This is a genomic window from Mucilaginibacter pineti (genome assembly GCF_900101875.1).
Classification (GTDB): Bacteria; Bacteroidota; Bacteroidia; order Sphingobacteriales; family Sphingobacteriaceae; genus Mucilaginibacter; species Mucilaginibacter pineti.
In genome coordinates, this window is the sequence record NZ_FNAI01000001.1 from 603,608 (window position 1) to 626,022 (window position 22,415).

The following is a 22,415-nucleotide window of genomic DNA, read 5'->3' on the forward strand; positions in this document are numbered from 1 at the left end:
ACAGAATAATCTATTCATGATAGCTATTTTATTGTTAAAGCACCATTTCCCACCTTTTTCTGGTAGGCCCAATAAAAAACTATTGGGAAAATAAAAAGATTAAAAAGCGTATTGGTGATCAACCCACCGATAACTACAATAGCCAGAGGTTTAGAGGCCTCTGAACCTATCCCGGTAGAAAGCGCGGCTGGCAACAGCCCGATAGCCGCCATCATGGCGGTCATAATGACCGGCCTCATACGATCAGCAACACCGGCTTTCAAAGCATCTGGAAAAGAAAGAAAAAGCCCGTGTTTCATATCTTTAATATTGGCTTTGAACCTGGTAATAAGGATTACACCATTTTGAACGCATATCCCAAATAAGGCAATAAAACCAATTCCCGCAGAAATGTTAAAGTTTACCCCAGTGATCAATAAAGCCAGAATACCGCCCATGATTGCAAAAGGTACGTTGTTTAATACCAGCAGCGAATCGCGGAAATTACCGAACAGGATAAAGAGAATAAAGAAGATGATCAGTAAACTTACCGGTACTGCCTGGGAAAGGCGCTGTGTGGCCCGCTGCTGATTTTCAAAATCACCGGCCCATTCCAGCCGATAGCCTTTTGGGAGGGAGAGTTGGTTATTTACTTTTTCCTGTGCCTCTGCAATGGTGCCGCCCATATCCCTGCCGCGAATAGAAAATTTAATTGCACCGTAGCGCTTATTCTTATCCCGGTATATGATACTCACCCCGGTGATGCGTTTGATCTCAGCAATCTCCCGCAATGGCACTCGACCGCCGTTCAATGTGGGTACCCGGAGGTCACCAATTTCAGTAGCATTGTTCCTGAAATCCTCAGGATAACGAATGCGCAAGTCGAATTTCTTCTCGCCTTCATAAATCTGTGTAGCTGCCCGCCCCCCTATTGCCGTTTCAATCACAGCATTGGCGTCGGCCGCTGTTACACCGTACTGAGCCATTTTATCCTGGTCGAGGTTGATCTGGAGCTCGGGCTGCCCCATATTTCGCAGGATACCCAGATCTTCTATTCCTTTTACTTTTTTTAATATATTATAAATTTTTTCCTCCTGCGTTTCTATGAATGGATAGTCCTCGCCAAACATTTTAACAACAATAGACCCCTTAACGCCAGAAACGGCTTCCTCCACATTATCCGAGATCGGTTGAGAGAAATTGAGATCAATACCGGGGTAAAATTTCAGCTTATCCTGCATTCGGGCAATAAGCTCCGCTTTGGTTTCTTTCCTTTTCCATTGATCCTGCGGATAGATATCAACGTGAAACTCAATATTGTAAAAGCCCGTTGCGTCGGTACCGTCATTAGGTCTGCCGGTTTGGGAGATCACCTGCTTTACTTCGTCAAAGCTCAGGAAATTCCGGCGAATCTCGTTCGCAAGTTTAACCGATTCATCCAGCGACGTACTCAGCGGCCCTGTTGCCCGTACATAAATAGAGCCTTCATTCAATTCGGGCAAAAATTCGGTACCCAAAAGGGTGAAGCAGCCCAGGCTGATTACCAGTGCAACCAGCGCTACCGGAAACACCAGTTTCCGCCTTTTAAAGCACACACTATAAAAACGAAGGGCATTACGGGTGATCCATTCCACCACAACATTGTGTCTTTCCCGCACATTTTTCTTTAATAAGATACTGGAGAGTGCAGGAACCAGTGTAAAAGTGAGCAATAAAGCGCCCAGCAGGGCGAAACTCAGCGTCCAGGCCAATGGTGTAAACATCTTGCCTTCAACTTTTTGGAAACTAAAAATTGGCAGCAGGCCCGTAATAATGATAGCCTTTGCAAAAAAAATACCTTTTCCGTTAACCTGACACGCCTCACGGATCAGCCCCAGCTTACTGAGTTTATTGAACTTTTCCATCCCCACCTCTTTTGCCTTGTGGTCCAGCAACACAAAGATCCCCTCAACCATCACAACGGCCCCGTCAATGATGATACCAAAATCAATAGCCCCCATGGAAAGCAGGTTTGCAGACATACCTTTAAGTTTAAGGCACAGGAAAGCAAACAACAATGCCAGAGGAATGATGATCGCTACAATCAGCGTAGTTCGCCAATCGGCCATAAAGAGCATTACGATGACCGTAACAAAGATTATCCCCTCTGCCATATTGTGCAGTACGGTATGCGTAGCAAAGTCAACCAGGTTTTCCCTGTCATAAAAGGTATTAACCTTCACACCATCCGGCAGGATACTGGAATTAAGTTCTGCAACCTTTGCCTTTAACCCTGCTATAACTTCACCAGGATTTTCACCCTTCCGCATAACCACAATGCCTTCCACTACATCCGGATCGAGATCACGTCCAACCTGACCAAGGCGCGGAAGTGACGCTTCCGTTACTTCCGCTATGGTCTTTATATAAATTGGGGAACCTTTAATATTACTGATGACGATATTCTTGATCTCACTGATATTATTCAGCAGGCCGATGCCGCGCACTACATAAGCCTGCCCGCTTTGCTGGATCACATCTCCACCTACATTGATATTGCTTTTGGATACCGCATCAAACAATTGCTGCGGAGTAATATCATACTGAACCGCTTTCTGAGGATTAATCGTGATCTGGTAGGTCTTCACTTCCCCCCCAAAGCTATTGACGTCCGCAACACCGGGTACAGAACGTATTTCCCTACTCACCACCCAATCCTGGATCGTTTTCAGTTCACGAACTGATTGTTTGTTGCCGGTAAGCGTATACCTGAATATTTCCCCGGTAGGGCCGTATGGCGGCTCTATCTCAGGACTGAGGCCTTCGGGCAAACTCGCTTCATCAATATGGTTATTGATCTGCATACGGGCAAATGCGTAATCTACATCATCATCAAAAGTGATCTTTACTACAGATAAACCAAAAAGGGAAGACGAGCGTACGCTTGATTTTTTTTCGGCGGGGTTCATGGCCAGCTCGATAGGGCGCGTCACGAACTTTTCCACTTCCTCTGCGGAGCGCCCGGGCCACTGCGTAATGATGGTTACCGACGTATTTGTTACGTCGGGAAATGCATCTATCGGAATGTTTTTAAAACTTATATAACCTGCAACCGCCAGTAACAGGGTAACAAAAAATACGAAAAACCTGTTCTTAAGGGCGAAGGATAATACGCCTTTGATAAATTTATTCATGCTAATGCTTAAATGACCGTTAATGAAATATTAATCCTTAAGTGCTTCATAAAGGTAAACCTGGCGAGAAGCCACAATCCGTTCGCCGGGTTTCAGGCCTTTGCTGATATAGGCTATGTCTTCCACCCGTTTGGCAATTTCCACCGGCTGTATATGTACACTGGCTTTTCCGTCTACCACCACAACGTAATTCCGGTTATTATCAAAAACAATAGCATCGGTATGGATGGCCGGCAGGTTGACACCAGAACTTGCCCGGATCTTCACATTGGCATACATTTCAGGTTTTAACAAATTATCCGGGTTTTCAATTCTGACCCGTGCACGCATCACCTTATTGTCGGGATCAAGCACATCCATCAGTTTATCTATTTTACCCGAAAATACCTTATCGGGATAAGTTAGTGTTGTGATCTTAACAGCATCGCCCAGGTGTACGCTGGCTATATCGGATTCGTACATATTCACCATCACGTAAACAGAAGATAAGTCGGCAATGATAAAAAGGGCCTGGCTGTTATCGGCCCTAACCTGCATGTCGCTGGTAAGGTTCTTTTCTATCACATATCCATTTAGTGTTGACCGGATTTCGTAGCCTTGCTTATTTGTGCGGTTGATAGACAATACAGATCCGGCTCTGTTAATTTCTGCTTGCGCCTTCTGGTCGTCTGCCTTGGCCTGTTCCAGATCCTTTTCAGATGCCAGGCCGCTTTTATACAGGTCCTGGGTAGATTCCAGCGTACGCCTGGCACTACGGGCATCGGCCTGTGATGTAACCATGTCTTTGGTGAATCCTGCGATCTCAGCACTTCTAAGTGTGGCTAAAACCTGACCTTTGCTAACCCGGTCACCTAATTGTATTTGTACAGACTGGGCTATACCACTAACCATAGGGTATATTTTAACCAGCTTATTTTCGTCCGGTGCTACACTGCCGGTAAGTGAAATCTCTGACTGCTCGTCTGCCGCCTTCACTGTATCAATCAGCAGGCTCCTGAGTAAGGTATCTGTGACAACAAAACGCCCGTCATGGGTTTCCGCTGCTTTATCCTGGTGATTACAAGCCGTCATAAGGCAGCTTGAAAAAATAACTATTAATAACAGAACTGTCCGGGTATTTTGCGACATGGTCTTGAATGAATTACTGGTTAAAGAATGGGGTTCCGGTTACAAAATTGATCTGCTCCAATGCGGTAAGCCGGTTTAATTGTAACATATTAAATTGCAGGGTATTGGTTTTGTACGATTCATAAAAATCGAGGAATTCCAGCAGGCTGATATTGTGTCTTTGGTAATTTTTAAAAACTTCACCGATCAGCTGATTAAAATCAGCTTTGAATTTAGGGTCAAAACTGCTGTCAAGACGTTCCAGGCGTAGCGCACTTTTATAACTATTGTCCAATTCGCTTTCCACCTGCTCCCGCTGGCTTTGTAACTGCACCTTGTTTTCGTCAACAGCTATCCTTGCCTGCCGGATGGCACCTTGATTACGGTTAAAAAACGGCAACGAAAATGCAATGCCCGCGCTGGTATAATTCCTAATATAACTTCCCTGCTTATCATAAGCCAGCGAAATGCTGACATCTGGTATGGCCATTGATTTCTGAAGCTGCAGGTTGAGTTTGCTATATTCCAGGCCTAAGCCTGCCGACTTCAAGTCTGCACGATGTGTATAAGCGGAGTCCAACAAACGCTGATAGACTATATTTTCCAAAACCGGTTTGCTGTCAGAACCCGTACTTATTTGAGGTTGAATGGTTAGTCCGGGCGACACGCGGATCAGTAATTTTAATTCACTTTGAACGTCATCCATAGCGTCCCTGAGGTCGTTTTGCTCAGTTTGCAGTGCATATAATTGCGACTGGATACGTAGTACTTCTTTCTGGGCGATATTCCCTTTTTTGTACTGTTCTTTAAATACAGCTAATGTAGATGACAGGGAATTGATCTCTTCCTGATAAAGGCCAGCCGATTGTTGCTGGAAATAAATTTTGTAAAAATCGCTGCGCAGCGTATACTTTAAGGTTCGCATCAGGTCATAAAACTGGTATGTTGCCTGTTCTGCGTTGATGCGGGCCAATTGTATGTTTTTGTTGCGTTTTCCCGCGGTTAGGATAAGCTGTGAAAGTTCAGCGGAGTATTCTCCGCCGTTCCGGCTCATATCAAAATACTTTTTCGTTTCCGGGTTGTATAATCCATTGGCTATATTGAAGTCCGGATTATTGAATAGCCTCGCGGTGATGATCTGCGCCTGGGCCTGGCTAATTTCGTAACGCTGGATGATCAAAGCCAGGTTGTTATTAACAAATCTTTCTTCCGTTTCTTTTAAGCTCAGCTTTAGTGTATCGTTACCAGGGGTTTGTGCGTGTGCACTTCCCCCGGTAACCATACACCACATTAGTTGAATTGAAAAAAGAACGGTAACAAATTTTCGGTGCATAGTATCATTTGTTTGATACAAAACTATACCCCGGAAATTAGAACGGTATTAGGCTGACATTAGATCGGCATTAGAAAATAGGGCCAAAAACAATGGTAAAGGTTGTCCCCTGCCCTTCTTTAGATTCCACCTGTATTTTACCATGATAAAGTTGGATGATCTTATTGGCAATATATAGCCCAACCCCGCTTCCCTGGTAAACACGTCCTTTCTGACTGCGGAAAAATGGTTTAAAGATCTTGTCTATATCTGCTAAGGGAATCCCGATCCCCTGATCGATAATATTAATGACGAGGGATTGAGTATCAGCTGCCAGTTTCAATATGACCGGTCCGTTGCCCGAAAACTTAAATGCGTTGGCAATAATGTTATTAAGGGCCAGGGTCATCAGTGTCCTGTCTGCAGGTATTACCAGGCGCTGCTGGTCATCCGGCAGGCTGCTGATCTGCACTGTTAATACGCCCGATAAAGATACCCCCTCCCAATGCTCCTGTAACTCCCAGATAAGTTCGTCAATACGCAACGGCTCCCGCCTGCCCTGTGTATAGCTCATATCTGTTTGAGCAAGTTCCATCAGGCTGCTGATCGTAGTGGTAAGACGTTCCGCATCGGCCAGTAACGACAACATAGACGTACGGTATGAATCAGTATCGCGATCCTTCTGAAGGGATACTTCAATCTCGCCGATGATACTGGTTACAGGAGTTCTTAATTCATGCGAAGCACTGGCGATGAAAGTTTGCTGCAGCTCAAACGAATTCTGAAGATGTTCCAGCAGTTGGTTAAAACTTCCTGCAAGTATTCCGATCTCGTCGGCATTATTACCTTTATCCAACCGCAAGTGCAGGTTACTGGCTGTAATACGCCTTATCTGACTAATCAACTGATCTATAGGCGATAAAGAACGCTTTGCGAACCATCGCCCGATAAAGAAAAACCCACCGATAACCGCCATGAATATAATCACCAAAGTTTCCAGGATCATCTTTAACCGGCTGTGCCCTTGCATATCGTACGCGGATGCCAGGATTACAAAGTTGCCTTGGTTGTCAGGATAGTATATTCCAATAGTCTGCCTGCTACCTTCCGAAAAACTGGCGTACTTCTCTTTTCGTACCTGCTCAATAATTGTACTGCCCCAGTATTGCTGACGATCCTTTATAAAGGAAGCCATATTGTGCGCATTATAAATTCTGATCACTTCATCTGGCAGGCGTTCAATCATTCGTTCCCTTACATGGTCAAGCGAATCCATGGAGATTTCATCTGCTTCCAAGTATAATTGTGCAGCCAGTTTTGCGCGATCATTTAATCGATTATAAAAATCTGCCCGAAAAATCCCCATAAACAACAAGTACATCACCATCATAATAAGCAGCAGCGTGCCAGAGCTTAGCAGGGTGTAATAAAGTGCCAGGCGGTTTTTGATCTTCATCTCGACAGGTTATTGTTTTTTAAAATATAACCCATGCCGATTACGGTGTGAATAAGCTTACTTTGATTACTTGTATCGATCTTCCTGCGTAAATAATTTACATATACGTCAATAAAATTGGTACCGGTATCAAATTGAATGCTCCATACTTTCTCTGCTATAAAATCCCTTGATAGAATCCGGTTAGGATGCCGCATAAACAATTCCAGCAAACCGAATTCCTTACTTGTTAATATGATTTCTTTTCCTGCACGAAATGCTGTTTTACTTTGCAGATCAAGTTTCAGATCACTAAAAACAAGCTCTTCTGCATCAATTGTGCTTTTTCTGTTACGGCGGAGGAGCGCCTCGACACGGGCAACGAATTCGCTGAAATGGAACGGCTTAACCAGGTAATCATCTGCCCCAGAGCGAAGGCCTTCTACCTTTTCCTGTATGCTGTTCAAGGCGGTTAGCATCAGAATCGGGATATTCGGGCTTATTCTGCGAACTTGTCTGCAAAGATCAAATCCATGAATATCTGGTAGCATCAAGTCCATGATAACCAAGTCATACGTTTCCTGCAGAAGTGATTGTTCAGCCGCAATTCCCTCACTGAATACCGTGACCTGGTATTGTAGTTCCTGCAATCCGCGGCTAATAAATCCCGCCACTTTTTCTTCATCTTCGATCAGGCAGACATGTACCATAAATGATTATAAATTTGCTTGATAACTACAATTCTCTCAAGTATTATTTTGCAGTATCGTCACAAATTTAAGTTTATCCAGCAAATATAAATTGCTTTTTTATATCTCCTTATCATTAGCAATCAGTATTAAAATGTTGGTACACCGAAAAACAGTAGCCAACGCCTCGTCTTTGCATCCATACTGCATATAAAAATGTACCAGTAGATCTATCGCCCTCGTTTGCAGAATCTATTATATCCTTTTAAAAAATATTTTTTAAATTACTCACTCAATAATCTGTCATGAAGAGGCTAACTACTTTTTTTATCTGCATTATATTTATGCAGGCTGCAACCGTTAAAGCACAAAGCTTAAATCCCGATAGTGCAGTGCTGGCGCTGGCAAACCTAAGAAAACAGCAGAGTGAAATCAGTAATGAACCTATAGCTAAAGGGCGGGCAGCACTTGTTGCACAAATTAACAGGATGCTAAAACTGGGGGTTTGGGATAAGGCCTGGCAGCTATTGAAACCGTTACCCGATGTTGGAGATTACGCACTTTTAAAGGCTGATTACCTTATTATGAACAACAATTATTTCAATGCGGAAACATTGGTTAATAAGGTGTTAAAGAAAGATGCAACAAACGAAAAAAGCCTGCAATTGCGGGCAACATTACAAATACAGGCATGGAGGCTGCCACAGGCCATTAATACCTGTAATTTAATATTAAAGATGCATCCCCGGTCGGCGGCCACTCAGCTAATTAAGGGGAGAGCTTTATTACTGGAGAAAAAATACGCCGAAGCATTGGCCATAGCCAAAAAACTGCAATTGCAAAGCCCGGATAATGCAGGTGCATATATGCTGGAGGCCGATTGTTATTTCTGGAACCAGCATCCCGAATTGGCAGAGGCGCCGTTAAAAAAGTCATTAATGCTTGATCCATATAGTGCAGATGCGCGGTTTAGTTACGGTTATGCTATATGGCGAAGGGTTGATGCCACCCAGTTAAATGCAATGGCGGCCCAATGGGATATTGCGCTGGCAGTAAATCCTTTGCACTTTTCAACCAACTGGCATTGGGGCAATGGCCATACCAATTTAACCTATGCGGATTATGCCGAAAAAGATGATGAGGAAGTAAGAAAAGTTTTGGCCCGGGCCGATACGTTATTCTCGGCTAATAAGGTGGCTGAAGCAATTGCTTATACCCACGAGATCCAAAAAAGATACCCAGTGTCGGTATTGCCGCTTATGCACCGCGCTTCGCTTTATTACAGCGCGTTTGATATGGACCGAAAGCTGCGACTGGATTCGGCAGAAAGTATCTTCAGGCAAATACTGGCACGTAAAAAGCACTATGGCCCGGCTCATAATGGGCTGGCCTCTGTTATAAAATGGAAACGCATGCCCTACCTGCGTACCTTTGATTCCATTACCACAACGCTCAAAAACCTGAAAATAAATGACATGAAGAACTTCGAGGCGGTATTCCCGGATATGTCTTATTATCCGGGCGATATGGTTAAGAAAATGGTGTGGAGCCAATTGTATACAACCACCGTTTATTTTCCTTTTTTAGCTAAGCAGGGCCACTCCTTCCGCGTTTCGCCGTTACATATCGATTTGGCAATTACCATGAAATCGCCCGGTTTCAGGTATTCCACCACCTTTGATAACCGCCAGTGGATGGACATCAGGGGCGTTGGCAGCGGCTGTGCTGATATTGAGTACGTAGATCGCGGCGCTTACCAGGAACGTAACGTTGTATTACATGAATACACACACTTGTATCATGGAACCGTATTTACCGATAAAGAAGCCCGGGAAGTGCGCAAACATTATTACAAGGCCATGGCCGAACACCGTACACTTGATTATTATTCCCAAAACAACGAATCGGAATACCTGGCCCAAACTTTCCCGGCCTACTGGGAAAGTGTAAAAGTGCACCCGGTTGATTTTAAATCAATGAATACCACGCATGACTTAAAGACAAAAGATCCGGAAATGTATGATTGGATTGATAACCTGGTAAAAAAACAAAAGGCTTATTTGGCCGGCGATAAAAGTGCTATGGCCGATAACTGGGCACAGGTATATTTAAATTTAAGCTGGCGTGGCAACGGGGCAGCATATTTAGACACTGCATTAAGTTACGACAGCAAATATCTTCCTGTTTTTCTGGCTTATTCACACTTAAAATCAAACCAGGGCGATTTTGTTGCGGCAGAAGACTGGCTAAAAAAGGCACAGGCAATTGATGCTAAATACGCGCCTATTTATGTGGCTTACGCGGATTTAGTGCAGACTAAGTTTGCTGCCAAACAAATAGAGCAGGCACCAGCCATAAGTCAGCAAATTGATTATCTCCGGCAGTCGTTAGCGTTAGAAGATGACTACCAGGAACGCGCCGCTGTAAGTAACCAGCTACGCGAAACCTATATAAAAAGCGGGCAAATTGCCGAAGCCATTGCCGTAGCTGATGATTACGCCAAAAATGGTCCGGCGGTATCAACCTATTTACGCGACCAACGCGACTACGCACAGGCAACGGGCGCTTCGTTAAAAGCCGAACTTGGTTACGCCGAACCACTAACAATTTTGCAGCATCTTGTGGAACAAAAGCCTCAGAATTTTGAATTCAGGACAATGTATGCCGATGCACTTGCTGCAAATAAACGATATGACGAAGCTATAAAAACCTTGCAGCAAATACAGCGTATTTTAAAAGCAAGCGGTAATGGCCGGGCAAGCTATAACCTGCAGATTGCAGAATATTACAATGCCTTGGGTAAAAAAGATTCGGTAATTAAATACCTCCCGGCTATTAATGTTGTAAGGCAACGCGATGGCGGCACAAATAACTTACGCTATATACGGCTGCTGGCTGCAACTGGTAAAGCAACTGAGGCCTTAGCTATGTTAAAAAACTTACCCTCGACCGGAGATAGCGCTTATTTAAGCGAATATGCTTACACGCAAGGCAAAATACAGGAACATGACAACCCTGAACTGGCCGCCGCCAGTTATGAAACTGCGTTAACCAACAATCCTTATTTTTTTAAGGTATACCCCTGGTTAATGGATTATTATAATAAGCACAATCAACCCCAAAAAGGCCTCGCACTCAAAAGCAATGTTCAATCATTAAAAATACCGCCCGGTGAAAACCTGATTGCGGTGCAATAGATATTCGGCCAAATTAGTTAAACGATTGCCGAAACTCCAGTGGGGACTGCTCGGTTTTTTGTTTGAACAACTTATTGAATGATTGTGGATGCTCAAAGCCCAACCCGTAGGCAATTTCGGCTATTGTACTATCACTACGGGCCAGCAGGTCTTTTGCTCTCTCAACCAATTTGTTATGAATGTGCTGCTGTGTGCTTTGACCAGTAAGAGATTTGAGCATATCTGATAAGTACCTTGGCGATACATTCAATCGATCAGCAACCTCCTGTACCGAGGGCAGTATTGTATTTTCATTTTGAAAGCGATTTATAAGCCAGGCTTCCATCTGCCCGATCAGATCATGGTAAACTGCTTTGCGTGTAAGAAATTGGCGGTGATAGAAACGGTTACTATGGTTAAGCAACAATTCAATTTGGGAAACCAATACATCCTGACTATAATAATCAATGTTATTGCCCAACTCTCTTTCAATCGCTTCAAAAATCGCTGCAATTACTTGTTTCTCTTTATCTGACAAACAAAGCGCCTCCGTAATAGCATAGGAGAAAAAACCATATTGATGAATGGTATTACTAAGAGGATAAGGCCGGATCAAATCTGGATGAAAAAACAGTGAATATCCTTCGTAATTGGCTTCATCGGCAGACATGGTTACCATTTGGTTGGGTGCCAGAAAAGCCAGCCCGCCTTCTTCAAAATCATAATAACCCTGCCCGTATTTTACCTGTCCCTTAAAACTGCTTTTAAAAGAGATCTTATAAAAGTCAAGCGAAAAATTCCTGCCCGCATCCGTTAGCCCGATCTTCACGTCGGAATAATTGATCAGGGCGATCAAAGGATGTAGGGGCTTCGGTTGGCCCAGCCTCCTCAACAACTCCGAAATACTATGAATGATCAATGGTTGCCGGTTCATGATAAACAAATATACCTAATCTTGTGCGGTGGGACGTATCACTATATCGCCCACATCTACAAACGCGGGTTGCCCAATGGCAAAGGCAACCGCACTGGCAATAGCAGACGGTGGAATAGCCATCTGCGCGGCTTTTTCTTTAATAACCGTCTTTATTTTTTCGTCCTTAATTCCTTCAGCAAGCTCCGACTGTACAAAACCTGGTGATATTCCCGTAACCCGCAAATTAGCACCTGATTCTTGGCGCAAAGCTTCTGTAATAGTTCGCACTGCGTTTTTGGTACCCGCGTAAACAGCCTGCATCGGTACTATCTTTATCCCCGAAGTTGAAATGATATTGATCACATGGCCAAAGCCCTGTATTTTAAAAACCGGTAATGCCGCGGCGATACCGTACAAAGTACCTTTAAGATTCACATCGATCATTTCTTCCCAACCCTCAATATCCAGTTCATCCATACGCGACAACTGGCTCACCCCTGCGTTGTTAACAATTACATCCAGTTTGCCATAAGTAGTGCAGGCAAGTTTTACTAATTCAGTCAGATCTTCTTTTTGCCTTACATCAGTCACCGCATACACCCCTTCTCCTCCTTCGGCACTAATTCTTTTAACCAGTTCTTCAAGCCTATCTGAACGACGCGCGCCTAAAACAACTTTTGCTCCCTGCTTTGCCAGCAATATAGCTATTGCTTCGCCAATGCCGCTGCTGGCACCAGTGATGGCAACAACCTTTCCTTTTATTTCGCTTTCCATATCTTTTTATTTAGCAAAGCAAAATTTGGAATTAAACGTTGTTAAAAGGTATCCAAAAAGGTATAAGATGTAGCCGAAATAACTTCTTAATCTTTTATAAAATATTGATACATTTCAATATTTCTATTTACATTTGCATATCATGGAAGCAAAACAGTTTGAAAAAATCTCCAGGGCACTGAGCGATGCGCATCGCATAGAAATCCTGCAGGCTTTTAAAAACAGGAAAGAATGCCTGCCCTGTACCGAGGTGCACGACTTTATTGACTTGGCGCAACCCTCCATATCGCACCACTTAAAACAACTGGTAGATGCAGACCTGCTGCTGCCGGAAAAAGAAGGGCGCAACATCAGGTACCGCCTCAATGAACAGGTACTGGATAACTATATCCGCTTTATCCAGAGTTTCAAAACTAATCTGTAGTACTGGTCAATAACGGCTTAACAATTCATTTAATTAAAAACATCGAAATATTTAAATAAATCTATATATGAAAAAATCTATCTATATCATGGCTTTAGGCGCCTTCGGTATCATCACTACCGAGTTTGGGGTTATCGGTATACTGCCTATGATCGCCAGAGATATGAATATATCTATTGAAACAGCGGGCTGGCTCCTAAGCGGTTTCGCTTTAACAATTGCACTTACAGGTCCTTTCACCGTATTGGCTACAGCTTCGGTTAACCGTCGCACCATGATGTCGCTGGTGCTGTTCATTTTTGTTATTTCCAACATCCTATCGGCTGTATCACACAGTTTTACTATGCTGATGGTGGCCAGGATATTACCCGCCATACTGCACCCGGTATTTTGGTCGGTAGCTACGGTGGCGGCGGCTAAACAGGTTGAACCTAAGGATGCTCCAAAAGCAATTTCGGTTGTACTGGCGGGATTAAGCACAGCCACCGTACTTGGCGTGCCGTTAACCACCTACGTTGCCGACCTGGCAGGCTGGCGCTATGCCTTTGTGGTTTCGGGTGTAATAAACCTGGTGGCTTGTATTGCTTTACTTACAATGGTTCCTTCTATGCCTGTAAAAGAAAAACCTTCTGTGAAAAAACAATTGAAGGCATTAAACAGCAAACAATTGTGGCTCAACCTAACAGCCACTATGCTCATGATAGCCGGGATGTTTTCCAGTTATAGTTACCTTGCCGAATTTTTGGAAAAGATCACCCACATGAACGGTGCACAAGTGAGTCTGATGCTATTGGTGTTCGGTGGTGCGGGTATAGCAGGTAACTGGCTTACCGGCATTGCTTTAAGTAAAAATGTGCTGCTCACCGCAAGAACTTTTATACTGTCGCTGGCTGCCGTTCACGTTATGGCGTATATTTTTGGCGGCTGGTTTGGGCCAATGGCCGGTATCCTGGCCATATGGGGATTTATCCACACCGGCGGCTTTTTAATCGGCCAGATCCGCACAACCACCGAAGCGCCTGACGCTTTAGAACTGGCATCCAGCTTAATGGTATCTTTTGGCAATGCGGGCGTAACCTTAGGCACGATGCTCGGCGGCGTGGCTATTGCAGCCTGGGGCGTACATGAGTTGGTTTGGATGAGCATACCCTTGCTCGGAAGTGCATATCTCCTGACCTTTGTGAGATTTGCGGATGCAAAAAGTACCGAGGCCGTGCCGTTAGAAGCCATGCAGCTACATTAATAACGATATATTGCCTTGTATACTTCGCCGCGTATTTAATAATACATGGCGAAGTATTGTAATGATATATAAATGTTAATGTGCATCTGGGATCTCTACCTTGCCGGTTTTCACTACCGCTCTCTTTTTAATGGTAATGATCACCAAAGGGATACAGCAGGCATTTAAAACAGCCAATAGCAGGAAAGCATCCATATAGCTAAGCAGGAAGGTTTGTCGGGCAACCGTATTTTCAAGAGCCCCGATAGATTGTTGCAGCGCACGCAGATAACTGGCACCATGAGCCATAAAGTTGTTGACGAAGGACTGACGTCGGGCAATTGTCAGCGGATCAGAAGCTGTTACGTGTGTGATCAACGACATGCGGTTGTTTGCCGCACGGTGAGCGATGTAGGTGTTGATAAGGGCAATACCGAACGACCCGCCCATTTGCCGCATCATGTTATTAAGGGCCGCTCCCTGCGGAATATCTGCCGGTTTTAATTCTGATACAGCCAGCGCAGTTAAGGGTACAATAAGCAATGCTGCGCCTAATCCCCTAAATATTAATGGGATGAAAAAATAAGCGCCACCTGTTTCCAGATTTGACCCTGACATCATAAAGCCGAAAATGGCCGACAAGCCAAAACCCAGGATGATGAGGTATTGCGGCCGGATCCCGCTTTGCAGCATCTTCCCTAAAAATGGCGAGATCATGGCGGCCATCAGCGTACCCGGCAAAAGCATTGTTCCCGTTTGAAAAGCTGAATAGCCAATTATCCTTTGCGCATATAACGGAAAAACAAACACAGCGCTGAATAAGCCGAAACCCAATACAAAGGTCATGATGGCGGAGATGGACAAGGTGGTACTCTTTAAAACACGGAGATTGATCACCGGATATTTGATCCTTAGCTCCCACCATATCAATATCGACAAGGAAATGACAGTGATGATTGTAAGCGCTATAATATAGCCTGCCGAAAACCAGTCGTCGGTTTCGCCTCTTTCCAGTACTACTTGTAATGAACCCACACCTATCGCCAACAAAAAGATCCCGAGCCAATCAATAGTTCGCCCGTCTGCAGAGCGTTTGGTAGGTTTGAGGTAGATATAAGACAATAAAGCCGCTAAAAGCCCAATGGGAATATTTACATAAAAGATCCACTGCCAGGATAAGTTATCCACTATATAACCGCCCATTACCGGGCCGATAGATGGACCGATAATAATACCCAGACTAAAAATTCCACTGGCCGTGGCCCGCTCCTTCACCGGAAAGGTTTCAAACAGGATAGATTGTGAGGTGGACAATAAAGCACCGCCGCCAATTCCCTGAAAAAAGCGAAATGCTACTAACTCCCAAAGATTATGTGAGAAACCACATAGCGCCGAAGCCAGTGTAAATAAAAGGATAGAGCCGATATAATATTGTTTCCGACCTATTTTTTCGGCCAGGAAACTGGTCATAGGGATAATGATGACATTCGCAATAGCATATGAAGTAATAACCCAGGCCGTGTCCTCCAACGAGGCTCCCAAATTGCCGCTCATGGTATTAATAGATACGTTTACAATTGTAGTATCTATAAGTTCGATGATGGTTGAGGTGATGATCGTTACTACGATGATCCATTTTCTGAAACCGGTTTCCATGCAACAAAAGTAGCTGCGGCTTTCTTTTTACTGCTTATAGTATTCAAACAGAAATTTATAACAATCAAATAACGGATACTTTTTTAATCATCAAAAAGTCATAAGTACTTATAATAATCAAATAAGTATTAACTTCGTTTATGCAAGAGATCGAAACCCTCGAAGAATTTTATCGGCGCCACCCGACCGACAATCAAAAGGTATTTGCCGAGAACAATACCGGGCAGGGGCATTTTAACGTGTTCATGCGCAAAGCTTGTATGGTAAGAACGCCTTTTAGCCGCCGCGATTTTTATAAAATAGCGCTGGTAATTGGCAATGGAAAAATGCACTATACCGATAAACAAGTGGTTATAGACCGGCCCGCCCTGGTGTTTTCCAGCCCATCCGTAACTGCTTCCTGGGAATGTGGCCCCGGAGCGCAAACCGGCTGGTTCTGTTTGTTTACCCAGGCCTTTATTGATTCGCCCCAGCAAAAAGGCGCTATTCAGAATTTTCCACTCTTTAAGGCAGGTAGCAGCCATATTGTTTTTTTAACAGACAGCCAATTGGTATTTCTCTCAGCCTTGTTAAGAAAAATGATGGAAGAGATGGATTCGGAATATCCCGGCAAATACGATCTGCTACGTAATTACCTACGAATCCTGATGCACGAAGCATTAAAGATAGCACCAGAAAGCTCGCAGGAAATCAACGCCGGAGCCGCCGCGAGGATCACCAACCAGTTTATGGAGTTACTGGAAAGGCAATTCCCGATAGATTCACCCGGTCAGTTTCTAAAGCTAAAGACGGCCAACGACTTTGCAAAAAACCTTGCAGTACATACCAATCACCTAAACCGCTCGGTAAAAGAGGTAACGTATAAAACCACTACACAGCATATCTCCGAACGTGTTTTGAAAGAAGCGCAGGCTTTACTGAAACATACCGACTGGAGCATTGCACAAATAGCCGCCGGATTGGGTTTTGAAGAGCCTGCCTACTTCACCAACTTCTTTAAAAAACACACCGGCTCTTCTCCCGCTATGTCGCGCCCGGTAAATATTTAAGATTAGCGCCTGCAAAGGCGGCGGCGCTAAATAATTCAAATTATTAAAAAAAACAATTGGTGCATTTATTTATTGTTTAACCATGATCACAGTAATAGGAATTTTTGAAGCGCGGGAGCTGGCAGACGAAGCCGCCTCGTATTTATTAGCCAATGAATTTAAAAGCGAAGATGTGGATGTGCACCAGGCGGAGGCTCCGGAAAAGGTGGCAAAGTTTTTCGATCACCTGTTTGAAGATCGTTCAGCAGCAGCATCGCACACTGCAGCGGCAATTAACGGAACTATAGTTACTATTCACGCCCAATCTACCCGGGAAGCACAGGAAGCTGTAGATGTATTGAATAATTATGGCGGAATTGATGTTAGCATACCCGGCAGCGAGGAGGTACTTAGCCGTATTGTGGAACGCGCGGTAAATTCAAGTGTCCGGTTAAGGTGAATTTAAATTGATGAAAAAACTTTATTAAATACTTAATGGTGTTTGATAACGTGTGCGCCATTTGCACGACCAACAAAATAACCGATAATAAGTGCTATTAAGATTAACACCCACCAGATATATTGCCTTGTTTTTAAGTTATCAATTGACTTTTGAAGTTTATTGATCTCACCTGCGTTTGCCAATTTCTCGTTTTGCAGGCGCATGTTTTGCTGCTGTAATTTGGCCAGCGTTCCACCTACTTCCACCGGCTTTTGCTGCTCCATTTGATAGCGCCGGCTAAAACCACCTTCTTTCAGGAATTTTTCGCCTTTGGGTTTCAAGACCAGTTTCTCCGGCAACTCGTAATCGCCATGCTTGCCCGATTCGGCAACTAAGCCCTCCCGGGTGAGTGCCTGCACCATGGCAAATGCCGTCGCTTCGTCCTGGTCAAAAAGACTCATTAGCTGCAAGCGCGTAAGGCTGTCCGGAACGCCAAAGGCTTCCAGCATTAAGTCAAGCATTTCACATTCGTATTCATTCAAATCCGTCATCATTACAAATTTAGTAATATCCACGCAACTATTTTGTTTTGCTGCACAGGCAAAAGTTTTTCATTTCCAATCTTTTCAATATTTAATTAACAGACTTATGGCCTGAATTGTATAATTTATGTCCTTTGAGACAGGTTTACTATTATATAATTTTGAGTATGGATAAGAAGAAGATCGCTATAGTGGTGATGTCTGGTAACTTCTTGATGGATTTCGCAGGCCCTGCCGATGTTTTCGGCCATGCAAACCAGCTCCGGGATATGTACGAGGTAGTATTGATATCGCCAGATGGCAGAACAGTGAATAGTGCCGGTGGGCTACAGATCAACAGTGAAAGGTTGGAAAATCTGGGCAGCATCGATACTTTGCTGATCGTCGGCAACGACCAGGAATCGAATTACGATGAATTTTATACATGGCTGGCCGGCGCGCATAACCGCATTCGCAGGATCGGTACCATAGGCGTTGGCGCTGCCATTGTGGAAAAGGCTGGTCTGCTGTTAGACAGTAACTATTTTCATACACGGGACGGCCAGCTGTACACTTCAGGCGGGGTATCTTCCGGGATAGACCTTGCATTAGCTATGGTGGAAGAAGATTGCGGGCGGGGTGTTGCAGCCGCTATAGCACGAAAATTAATCTTCTTTTACCTGAACAGACAGGCTTACCAGGTACAGTTCGGCACCCTGGTCGACACATCACCTATCGCCGTACAGTTAAAGGAATGGTTGGCAGAACACCTACACGAATCCTTAGATGTTGGCCGCTTAGCTGAAAAAATGAATATGAGCCCCCGAAACTTCACGCGAGTATTTACCCGGCAAACCGGAATTTCCCCGGCAAAGTTCATTGAAAAGCTCCGCGTTGAAGCGGCACGGCTTCGCCTGGATGAAATAGATGAGCCGCTTGAACAGATCGCCTTACGCTGCGGTTTGGGGGGATTGGTATCCATGCGGCGGTTATTTTTAAGACACCTGATGGTTACACCATCAGATTACAGGAGATTTTTAAAACTACAGAAATATGAAAATTGCAATTAATGGATTTGGCCGTATCGGCCGAATGACGCTTCGGGCTTTACAAAACAAGGATATAGAGGTTGTTGCCATCAACGACCTAACAGATCTGCAAACGTTGATCCACCTGTTGAAATATGACAGCGCGCATGGGCGTTTTCCGGGAACTGTTGCCGAAGAGGATGGCACCATGCTGGTAAACGGCAAAAAAATAAAACTATTGAGCGAAAAAGACCCCAAAAACCTGCCATGGGGAGATCTGGGAATTGATGTGGTCATTGAATCAACCGGGCGTTTTACCGACAGGGCGGCAGCACAAGGCCACATAGACGCGGGTGCTAAAAAAGTATTGATCACCGCTCCTGCAACCGGCGGGATAAAAACAATTGTGCACGGTGTAAACAATAACCTGATAGGCGGCGATCAGATCTATTCAACAGCATCTTGCACCACAGGTAGCATTGCCCCGGTATTATTCATATTGGATAAGGAGTTTGGGATCGAATCGGGCTTTATGGCCACCGTTCATGCTTTCACCGCCGACCAACATTTACAGGATGCGCCGCATAAAGATCTGCGCAGGGCACGTTCTGCACCGCATTCCATTATACCTACAACAACCGGGGCTGCAAAAGCCATTGGCGACGTATTGCCGGAACTAAAAGGCAAGCTGGACGGATTCTCCTACCGCGTCCCGGTGATTGACGGATCTATTGTTGATCTTTCTATCAACCTAAAAAAGGAAGTTTCAGCCAAAGACCTCAACGCCGTTTTAAAAAGTTATGCAGATAGCGCGTTGAAAGGAATTTTGGAATATACAGAAGAACAATTTGTTTCTGCTGATATACTTGGCAATACCCATAGCTCTATTGTTGATGGCAATCTCACCAAATCTATAGGTAAATTTGTGAAAGTTGTTGCCTGGTATGATAACGAGGTCGGCATCTCCAACCGCATAGCCGAACTTGTATCTGTATTGTAAATTTTGCCAGCCATATTCTTAATTTGCTGTTTTCGGATTAAGAATATGGCTTTGTTATTTGTCATTCACCCATTTGTGCTATAACTTTACCTATCAAAAAATAAAGCTATATGAATACGGAAAAAGCAATATTGGCCGGCGGTTGTTTTTGGGGAGTTGAAGAGTTGATACGTCATTACCCTGGTGTTATTTCAACAGTAGTTGGCTATACCGGCGGAGATGTACCTAATGCTACTTACCGGAATCATGGTACACATGCCGAAGGTATAGCCGTGACGTTTGATCCGGCCCAGCTATCTTATCGCAAACTCCTTGAATATTTTTTCCAGATCCACGATCCAACAACCCGCAACAGGCAGGGGAATGACATAGGCACATCTTATCGCTCTGCCATTTTTTTTCAGGATGAAAGCCAGCGTGAAGTTGCAAATGAATTGATAGCAGAAATGGATACCTCTGGTGTATGGCCCGGGAAGATAATAACTGAAGTAGTACCGGCAACCGACTTTTGGAACGCTGAAGCCGAACACCAGAATTATTTGCAGAAAAACCCATATGGGTACACCTGCCACTTTGAAAGACCAGACTGGAAACTGGATCAATAATAAAACTGTTTAGGTTTCAGTTTTTGAGCTGCAAGTGCTGCTATTTCTTCAATTCGTTTTTGTCGGGTTTCTGGTCGCTTGGCCAAAACAAGCCATTGTAAAATTGCTTTTCTGACAGACTTGCTTAAACCCATAAAAAACATCTCTGAACCTGGCTGGATCTTAAAAGCATCTTCCAGCTCTTTAGGTATCAACAATTCCTCTACATGATCTAAAATCATCCAGGAACCATTTTGCTTTGCAGTTTCTATACTTTTGTGCCCTGCTTCGGTAATAAGTCCCTCAACAATTAATCGTTGAACCTTTCCTTTGTTGATTTTTGACCAAACACTGGTTGGTTTTCGTGTGCAGAAAAACTGCATAAAGGTTTCATTGTCAACCGACTTTTTTATACTGTCTATCCAGCCAAAACAAAGTGCTTCTTCAACCGCCTCACTCCAGGTGAGTGTTGGCAAATTCGCCTCCTTTTTGTAGTAAATGAGCCAAATTGATTGCTTTTTATCGTGATGCTCTTGCAACCATTGCCTCCACTCCTGTCGGCTTGCCGGGCAAAAGGTTTCAATATCTTTTTTTATAGTATTCGTCATAATTCGATACGGTAAAATTTAGAATTTATAACCAAACATAAGCCAGCCGGATGACAGCCTTATGTCAGGAGTAAAAAATAATTGATAATAATGATTAAACCAACAAATCTTGCCCGATAAAAAAATTTTAATAAAAATACGCATGAGATAAAGCAACAAAACCACGTTTCTGAATCAGAAACGTGGTTTTGTTGCTAAGGAAAAGTCTAATATATATAATAATTAGTCTAATACCAGTTCGCCAAGCGCTGCTTTGGTAAAGCCTTTTAGCTCATCTGTACGATCCTCACGGATTTTTTTCGGCCAAAAAGGATCGGCCAATAGTGGCCGACCTACACCTACCAAATCAAAATCGCCCCGGTCCATACGTCTCATTAATTCATCAAGTGAACTCGGTTGTGAACTTTCGCCGGCAAAAGCTGCCAGGAACTCGCCGGTAAGCCCTACTGAGCCTACGGTAATTGTTGCTTTACCTGTTATTTTTTTTGCCCAGCCTGCAAAATTAAGATCAGAACCTTCAAATTCAGGCTCCCAAAAACGGCGTTGCGAGCAATGAAAAATATCAACACCGGCATCTGCCATCGGATTGAGCCAGGCTTCCAATTCTTGTGGGTTTGTGGCCAGTTGATTGGTGTAATCAGCCGGTTTCCACTGGGATAAACGTATGATAACTGCAAAATCTTCTCCTACTCTTTTTCTCACTTCTTTGATCACCTCCAAAGCAAACAGACTACGCTCAGGCAAGGTTTTACCACCATAAATATCGGTACGCTCGTTCGTGCCATCCCAAAAGAACTGGTCAATCAGGTAGCCATGAGCACCATGGACCTCCACACAGTCGAATCCCAGGTTTTTAGCATCTGCTGCAGCCTGCCCAAAGGCGGCGATGGTATCGCCAATATCACTTTCTGTCATAGTTTTACCGTTGTTAGAGCCGGGGCGGTTTAAACCAGATGGACCTTCAAAAGGTTCAGCCGGTAACCAGCCGGAATGATGGTTGTCCATAATGCCCATATGCCATATCTGCGGTCCCATTGCGCCGCCTGCCTGGTGCACACCATCTATCACGTTCTTCCAGCCGGCCAAGGCTGCATCTCCATAAAAATGTGGGATATTACCATCGTTGGAAGAAGATACACGGTTAATAACCGTTCCCTCTGATAAGATCAACCCAGCCTCACCTTCAGCCCTTTTACGATAATAAGCCGCCACATCTGCAGTGGGTACACCATTCGGGGAAAATGATCGGGTCATGGGCGCCATCACAATGCGGTTTTTAATATTTAATGATTTCAAGCTAAATGGCTTGAACAAATTATCTGTGTTCATATTTATAGTTGT

General features: G+C 44.1%; 19 protein-coding genes. 8 read left to right on the forward strand and 11 right to left on the reverse strand.

Annotated elements, in window-relative coordinates; all coding sequences use genetic code 11:
* Positions 1-23: 23 nt before the first annotated feature.
* From BLS59_RS02450 to BLS59_RS02470, 5 genes are all read right to left on the reverse strand, one after another.
* On the reverse strand, positions 24-3,152 hold the full coding sequence (locus tag BLS59_RS02450) for an efflux RND transporter permease subunit (RefSeq protein WP_091143689.1): 3,129 nt from the start codon (positions 3,150-3,152) through the stop codon (positions 24-26).
* 30 nt (positions 3,153-3,182) lie between these two features.
* Positions 3,183-4,223: an efflux RND transporter periplasmic adaptor subunit gene (locus BLS59_RS02455; protein ID WP_240315128.1), complete on the reverse strand. Its 1,041-nt coding sequence runs from the start codon at positions 4,221-4,223 to the stop codon at positions 3,183-3,185.
* A gap of 70 nt (positions 4,224-4,293) precedes the next feature.
* Positions 4,294-5,592 carry a TolC family protein gene (locus tag BLS59_RS02460; RefSeq protein ID WP_091143696.1) on the reverse strand — a complete coding sequence of 433 codons (1,299 nt, stop codon included), beginning with the start codon at positions 5,590-5,592 and terminating at the stop codon, positions 4,294-4,296.
* Positions 5,593-5,662: 70 nt separating this feature from the next.
* Positions 5,663-7,027 (reverse strand): HAMP domain-containing sensor histidine kinase, encoded by a 1,365-nt coding sequence (locus tag BLS59_RS02465; RefSeq protein ID WP_091143699.1) that lies wholly within the window; start codon positions 7,025-7,027, stop codon positions 5,663-5,665.
* Positions 7,024-7,716 carry a response regulator transcription factor gene (locus BLS59_RS02470; protein ID WP_091143703.1) on the reverse strand — a complete coding sequence of 231 codons (693 nt, stop codon included), beginning with the start codon at positions 7,714-7,716 and terminating at the stop codon, positions 7,024-7,026. The genes BLS59_RS02465 and BLS59_RS02470 overlap by 4 nt, the downstream gene beginning before the upstream one ends.
* 284 nt (positions 7,717-8,000) lie before the next feature.
* Here BLS59_RS02470 and BLS59_RS02475 point away from each other — a divergent pair, with 284 nt between their 5' ends.
* Positions 8,001-10,892 carry a tetratricopeptide repeat protein gene (locus BLS59_RS02475; RefSeq protein WP_091143707.1) on the forward strand — a complete coding sequence of 964 codons (2,892 nt, stop codon included), beginning with the start codon at positions 8,001-8,003 and terminating at the stop codon, positions 10,890-10,892.
* 13 nt (positions 10,893-10,905) lie between these two features.
* Here BLS59_RS02475 and BLS59_RS02480 read toward each other — a convergent pair whose 3' ends face one another.
* Together BLS59_RS02480 and BLS59_RS02485 are read right to left on the reverse strand one after the other, a co-directional pair.
* Complete coding sequence (locus BLS59_RS02480) at positions 10,906-11,805, reverse strand: helix-turn-helix domain-containing protein (protein ID WP_091143709.1); 900 nt, start codon at positions 11,803-11,805, stop codon at positions 10,906-10,908.
* A gap of 15 nt (positions 11,806-11,820) precedes the next feature.
* On the reverse strand, positions 11,821-12,561 hold the full coding sequence (locus BLS59_RS02485; protein WP_091143713.1) for an SDR family oxidoreductase: 741 nt from the start codon (positions 12,559-12,561) through the stop codon (positions 11,821-11,823).
* Between the two features lie 142 nt (positions 12,562-12,703).
* Here BLS59_RS02485 and BLS59_RS02490 point away from each other — a divergent pair, with 142 nt between their 5' ends.
* Complete coding sequence (locus BLS59_RS02490; protein ID WP_091143716.1) at positions 12,704-12,985, forward strand: ArsR/SmtB family transcription factor; 282 nt, start codon at positions 12,704-12,706, stop codon at positions 12,983-12,985.
* 67 nt (positions 12,986-13,052) lie between these two features.
* Entirely contained in the window at positions 13,053-14,228 is a 1,176-nt protein-coding gene (locus tag BLS59_RS02495) for an MFS transporter (RefSeq protein WP_091143720.1), read from the forward strand.
* Between the two features lie 75 nt (positions 14,229-14,303).
* Here BLS59_RS02495 and BLS59_RS02500 read toward each other — a convergent pair whose 3' ends face one another.
* Positions 14,304-15,863, reverse strand: a complete 1,560-nt coding sequence (locus BLS59_RS02500; RefSeq protein ID WP_091143723.1) for a DHA2 family efflux MFS transporter permease subunit — start codon at positions 15,861-15,863, stop codon at positions 14,304-14,306.
* A 140-nt stretch (positions 15,864-16,003) separates the two neighbouring features.
* On the opposite strand from BLS59_RS02500, the gene BLS59_RS02505 reads away from it, so the two are divergent.
* Positions 16,004-16,912 carry a helix-turn-helix domain-containing protein gene (locus BLS59_RS02505; RefSeq protein ID WP_091143727.1) on the forward strand — a complete coding sequence of 303 codons (909 nt, stop codon included), beginning with the start codon at positions 16,004-16,006 and terminating at the stop codon, positions 16,910-16,912.
* An 82-nt stretch (positions 16,913-16,994) separates the two neighbouring features.
* Positions 16,995-17,351, forward strand: coding sequence for a hypothetical protein (locus BLS59_RS02510; RefSeq protein WP_091143730.1), 357 nt, complete (start codon positions 16,995-16,997; stop codon positions 17,349-17,351).
* Positions 17,352-17,383: 32 nt separating this feature from the next.
* Here the strand turns inward: BLS59_RS02510 and BLS59_RS02515 are convergent, their stop codons facing one another.
* On the reverse strand, positions 17,384-17,908 hold the full coding sequence (locus BLS59_RS02515; protein WP_143014035.1) for a hypothetical protein: 525 nt from the start codon (positions 17,906-17,908) through the stop codon (positions 17,384-17,386).
* A 134-nt stretch (positions 17,909-18,042) separates the two neighbouring features.
* Here BLS59_RS02515 and BLS59_RS02520 point away from each other — a divergent pair, with 134 nt between their 5' ends.
* From BLS59_RS02520 to msrA, 3 genes are all read left to right on the forward strand, one after another.
* Positions 18,043-18,924 carry a GlxA family transcriptional regulator gene (locus BLS59_RS02520; RefSeq protein ID WP_091143739.1) on the forward strand — a complete coding sequence of 294 codons (882 nt, stop codon included), beginning with the start codon at positions 18,043-18,045 and terminating at the stop codon, positions 18,922-18,924.
* The gene (gap, locus tag BLS59_RS02525; RefSeq protein WP_091143742.1) at positions 18,908-19,882 is read left to right on the forward strand and encodes a type I glyceraldehyde-3-phosphate dehydrogenase; all 975 of its coding nucleotides are present in this window, start codon (positions 18,908-18,910) and stop codon (positions 19,880-19,882) included. The genes BLS59_RS02520 and gap overlap by 17 nt, the downstream gene beginning before the upstream one ends.
* 110 nt (positions 19,883-19,992) lie before the next feature.
* Positions 19,993-20,487 carry a peptide-methionine (S)-S-oxide reductase MsrA gene (gene msrA, locus BLS59_RS02530; RefSeq protein WP_091143745.1) on the forward strand — a complete coding sequence of 165 codons (495 nt, stop codon included), beginning with the start codon at positions 19,993-19,995 and terminating at the stop codon, positions 20,485-20,487.
* Here the strand turns inward: msrA and BLS59_RS02535 are convergent.
* Both BLS59_RS02535 and BLS59_RS02540 read right to left on the reverse strand, forming a co-directional pair.
* Positions 20,481-20,942, reverse strand: a complete 462-nt coding sequence (locus BLS59_RS02535) for a YdeI/OmpD-associated family protein (protein WP_240315129.1) — start codon at positions 20,940-20,942, stop codon at positions 20,481-20,483. The two genes, msrA and BLS59_RS02535, sit on opposite strands and share 7 nt — an antisense overlap.
* A 354-nt stretch (positions 20,943-21,296) precedes the next feature.
* Positions 21,297-22,403, reverse strand: a complete 1,107-nt coding sequence (locus BLS59_RS02540; RefSeq protein WP_091143752.1) for an NADH:flavin oxidoreductase — start codon at positions 22,401-22,403, stop codon at positions 21,297-21,299.
* Positions 22,404-22,415 lie beyond the last annotated feature (12 nt).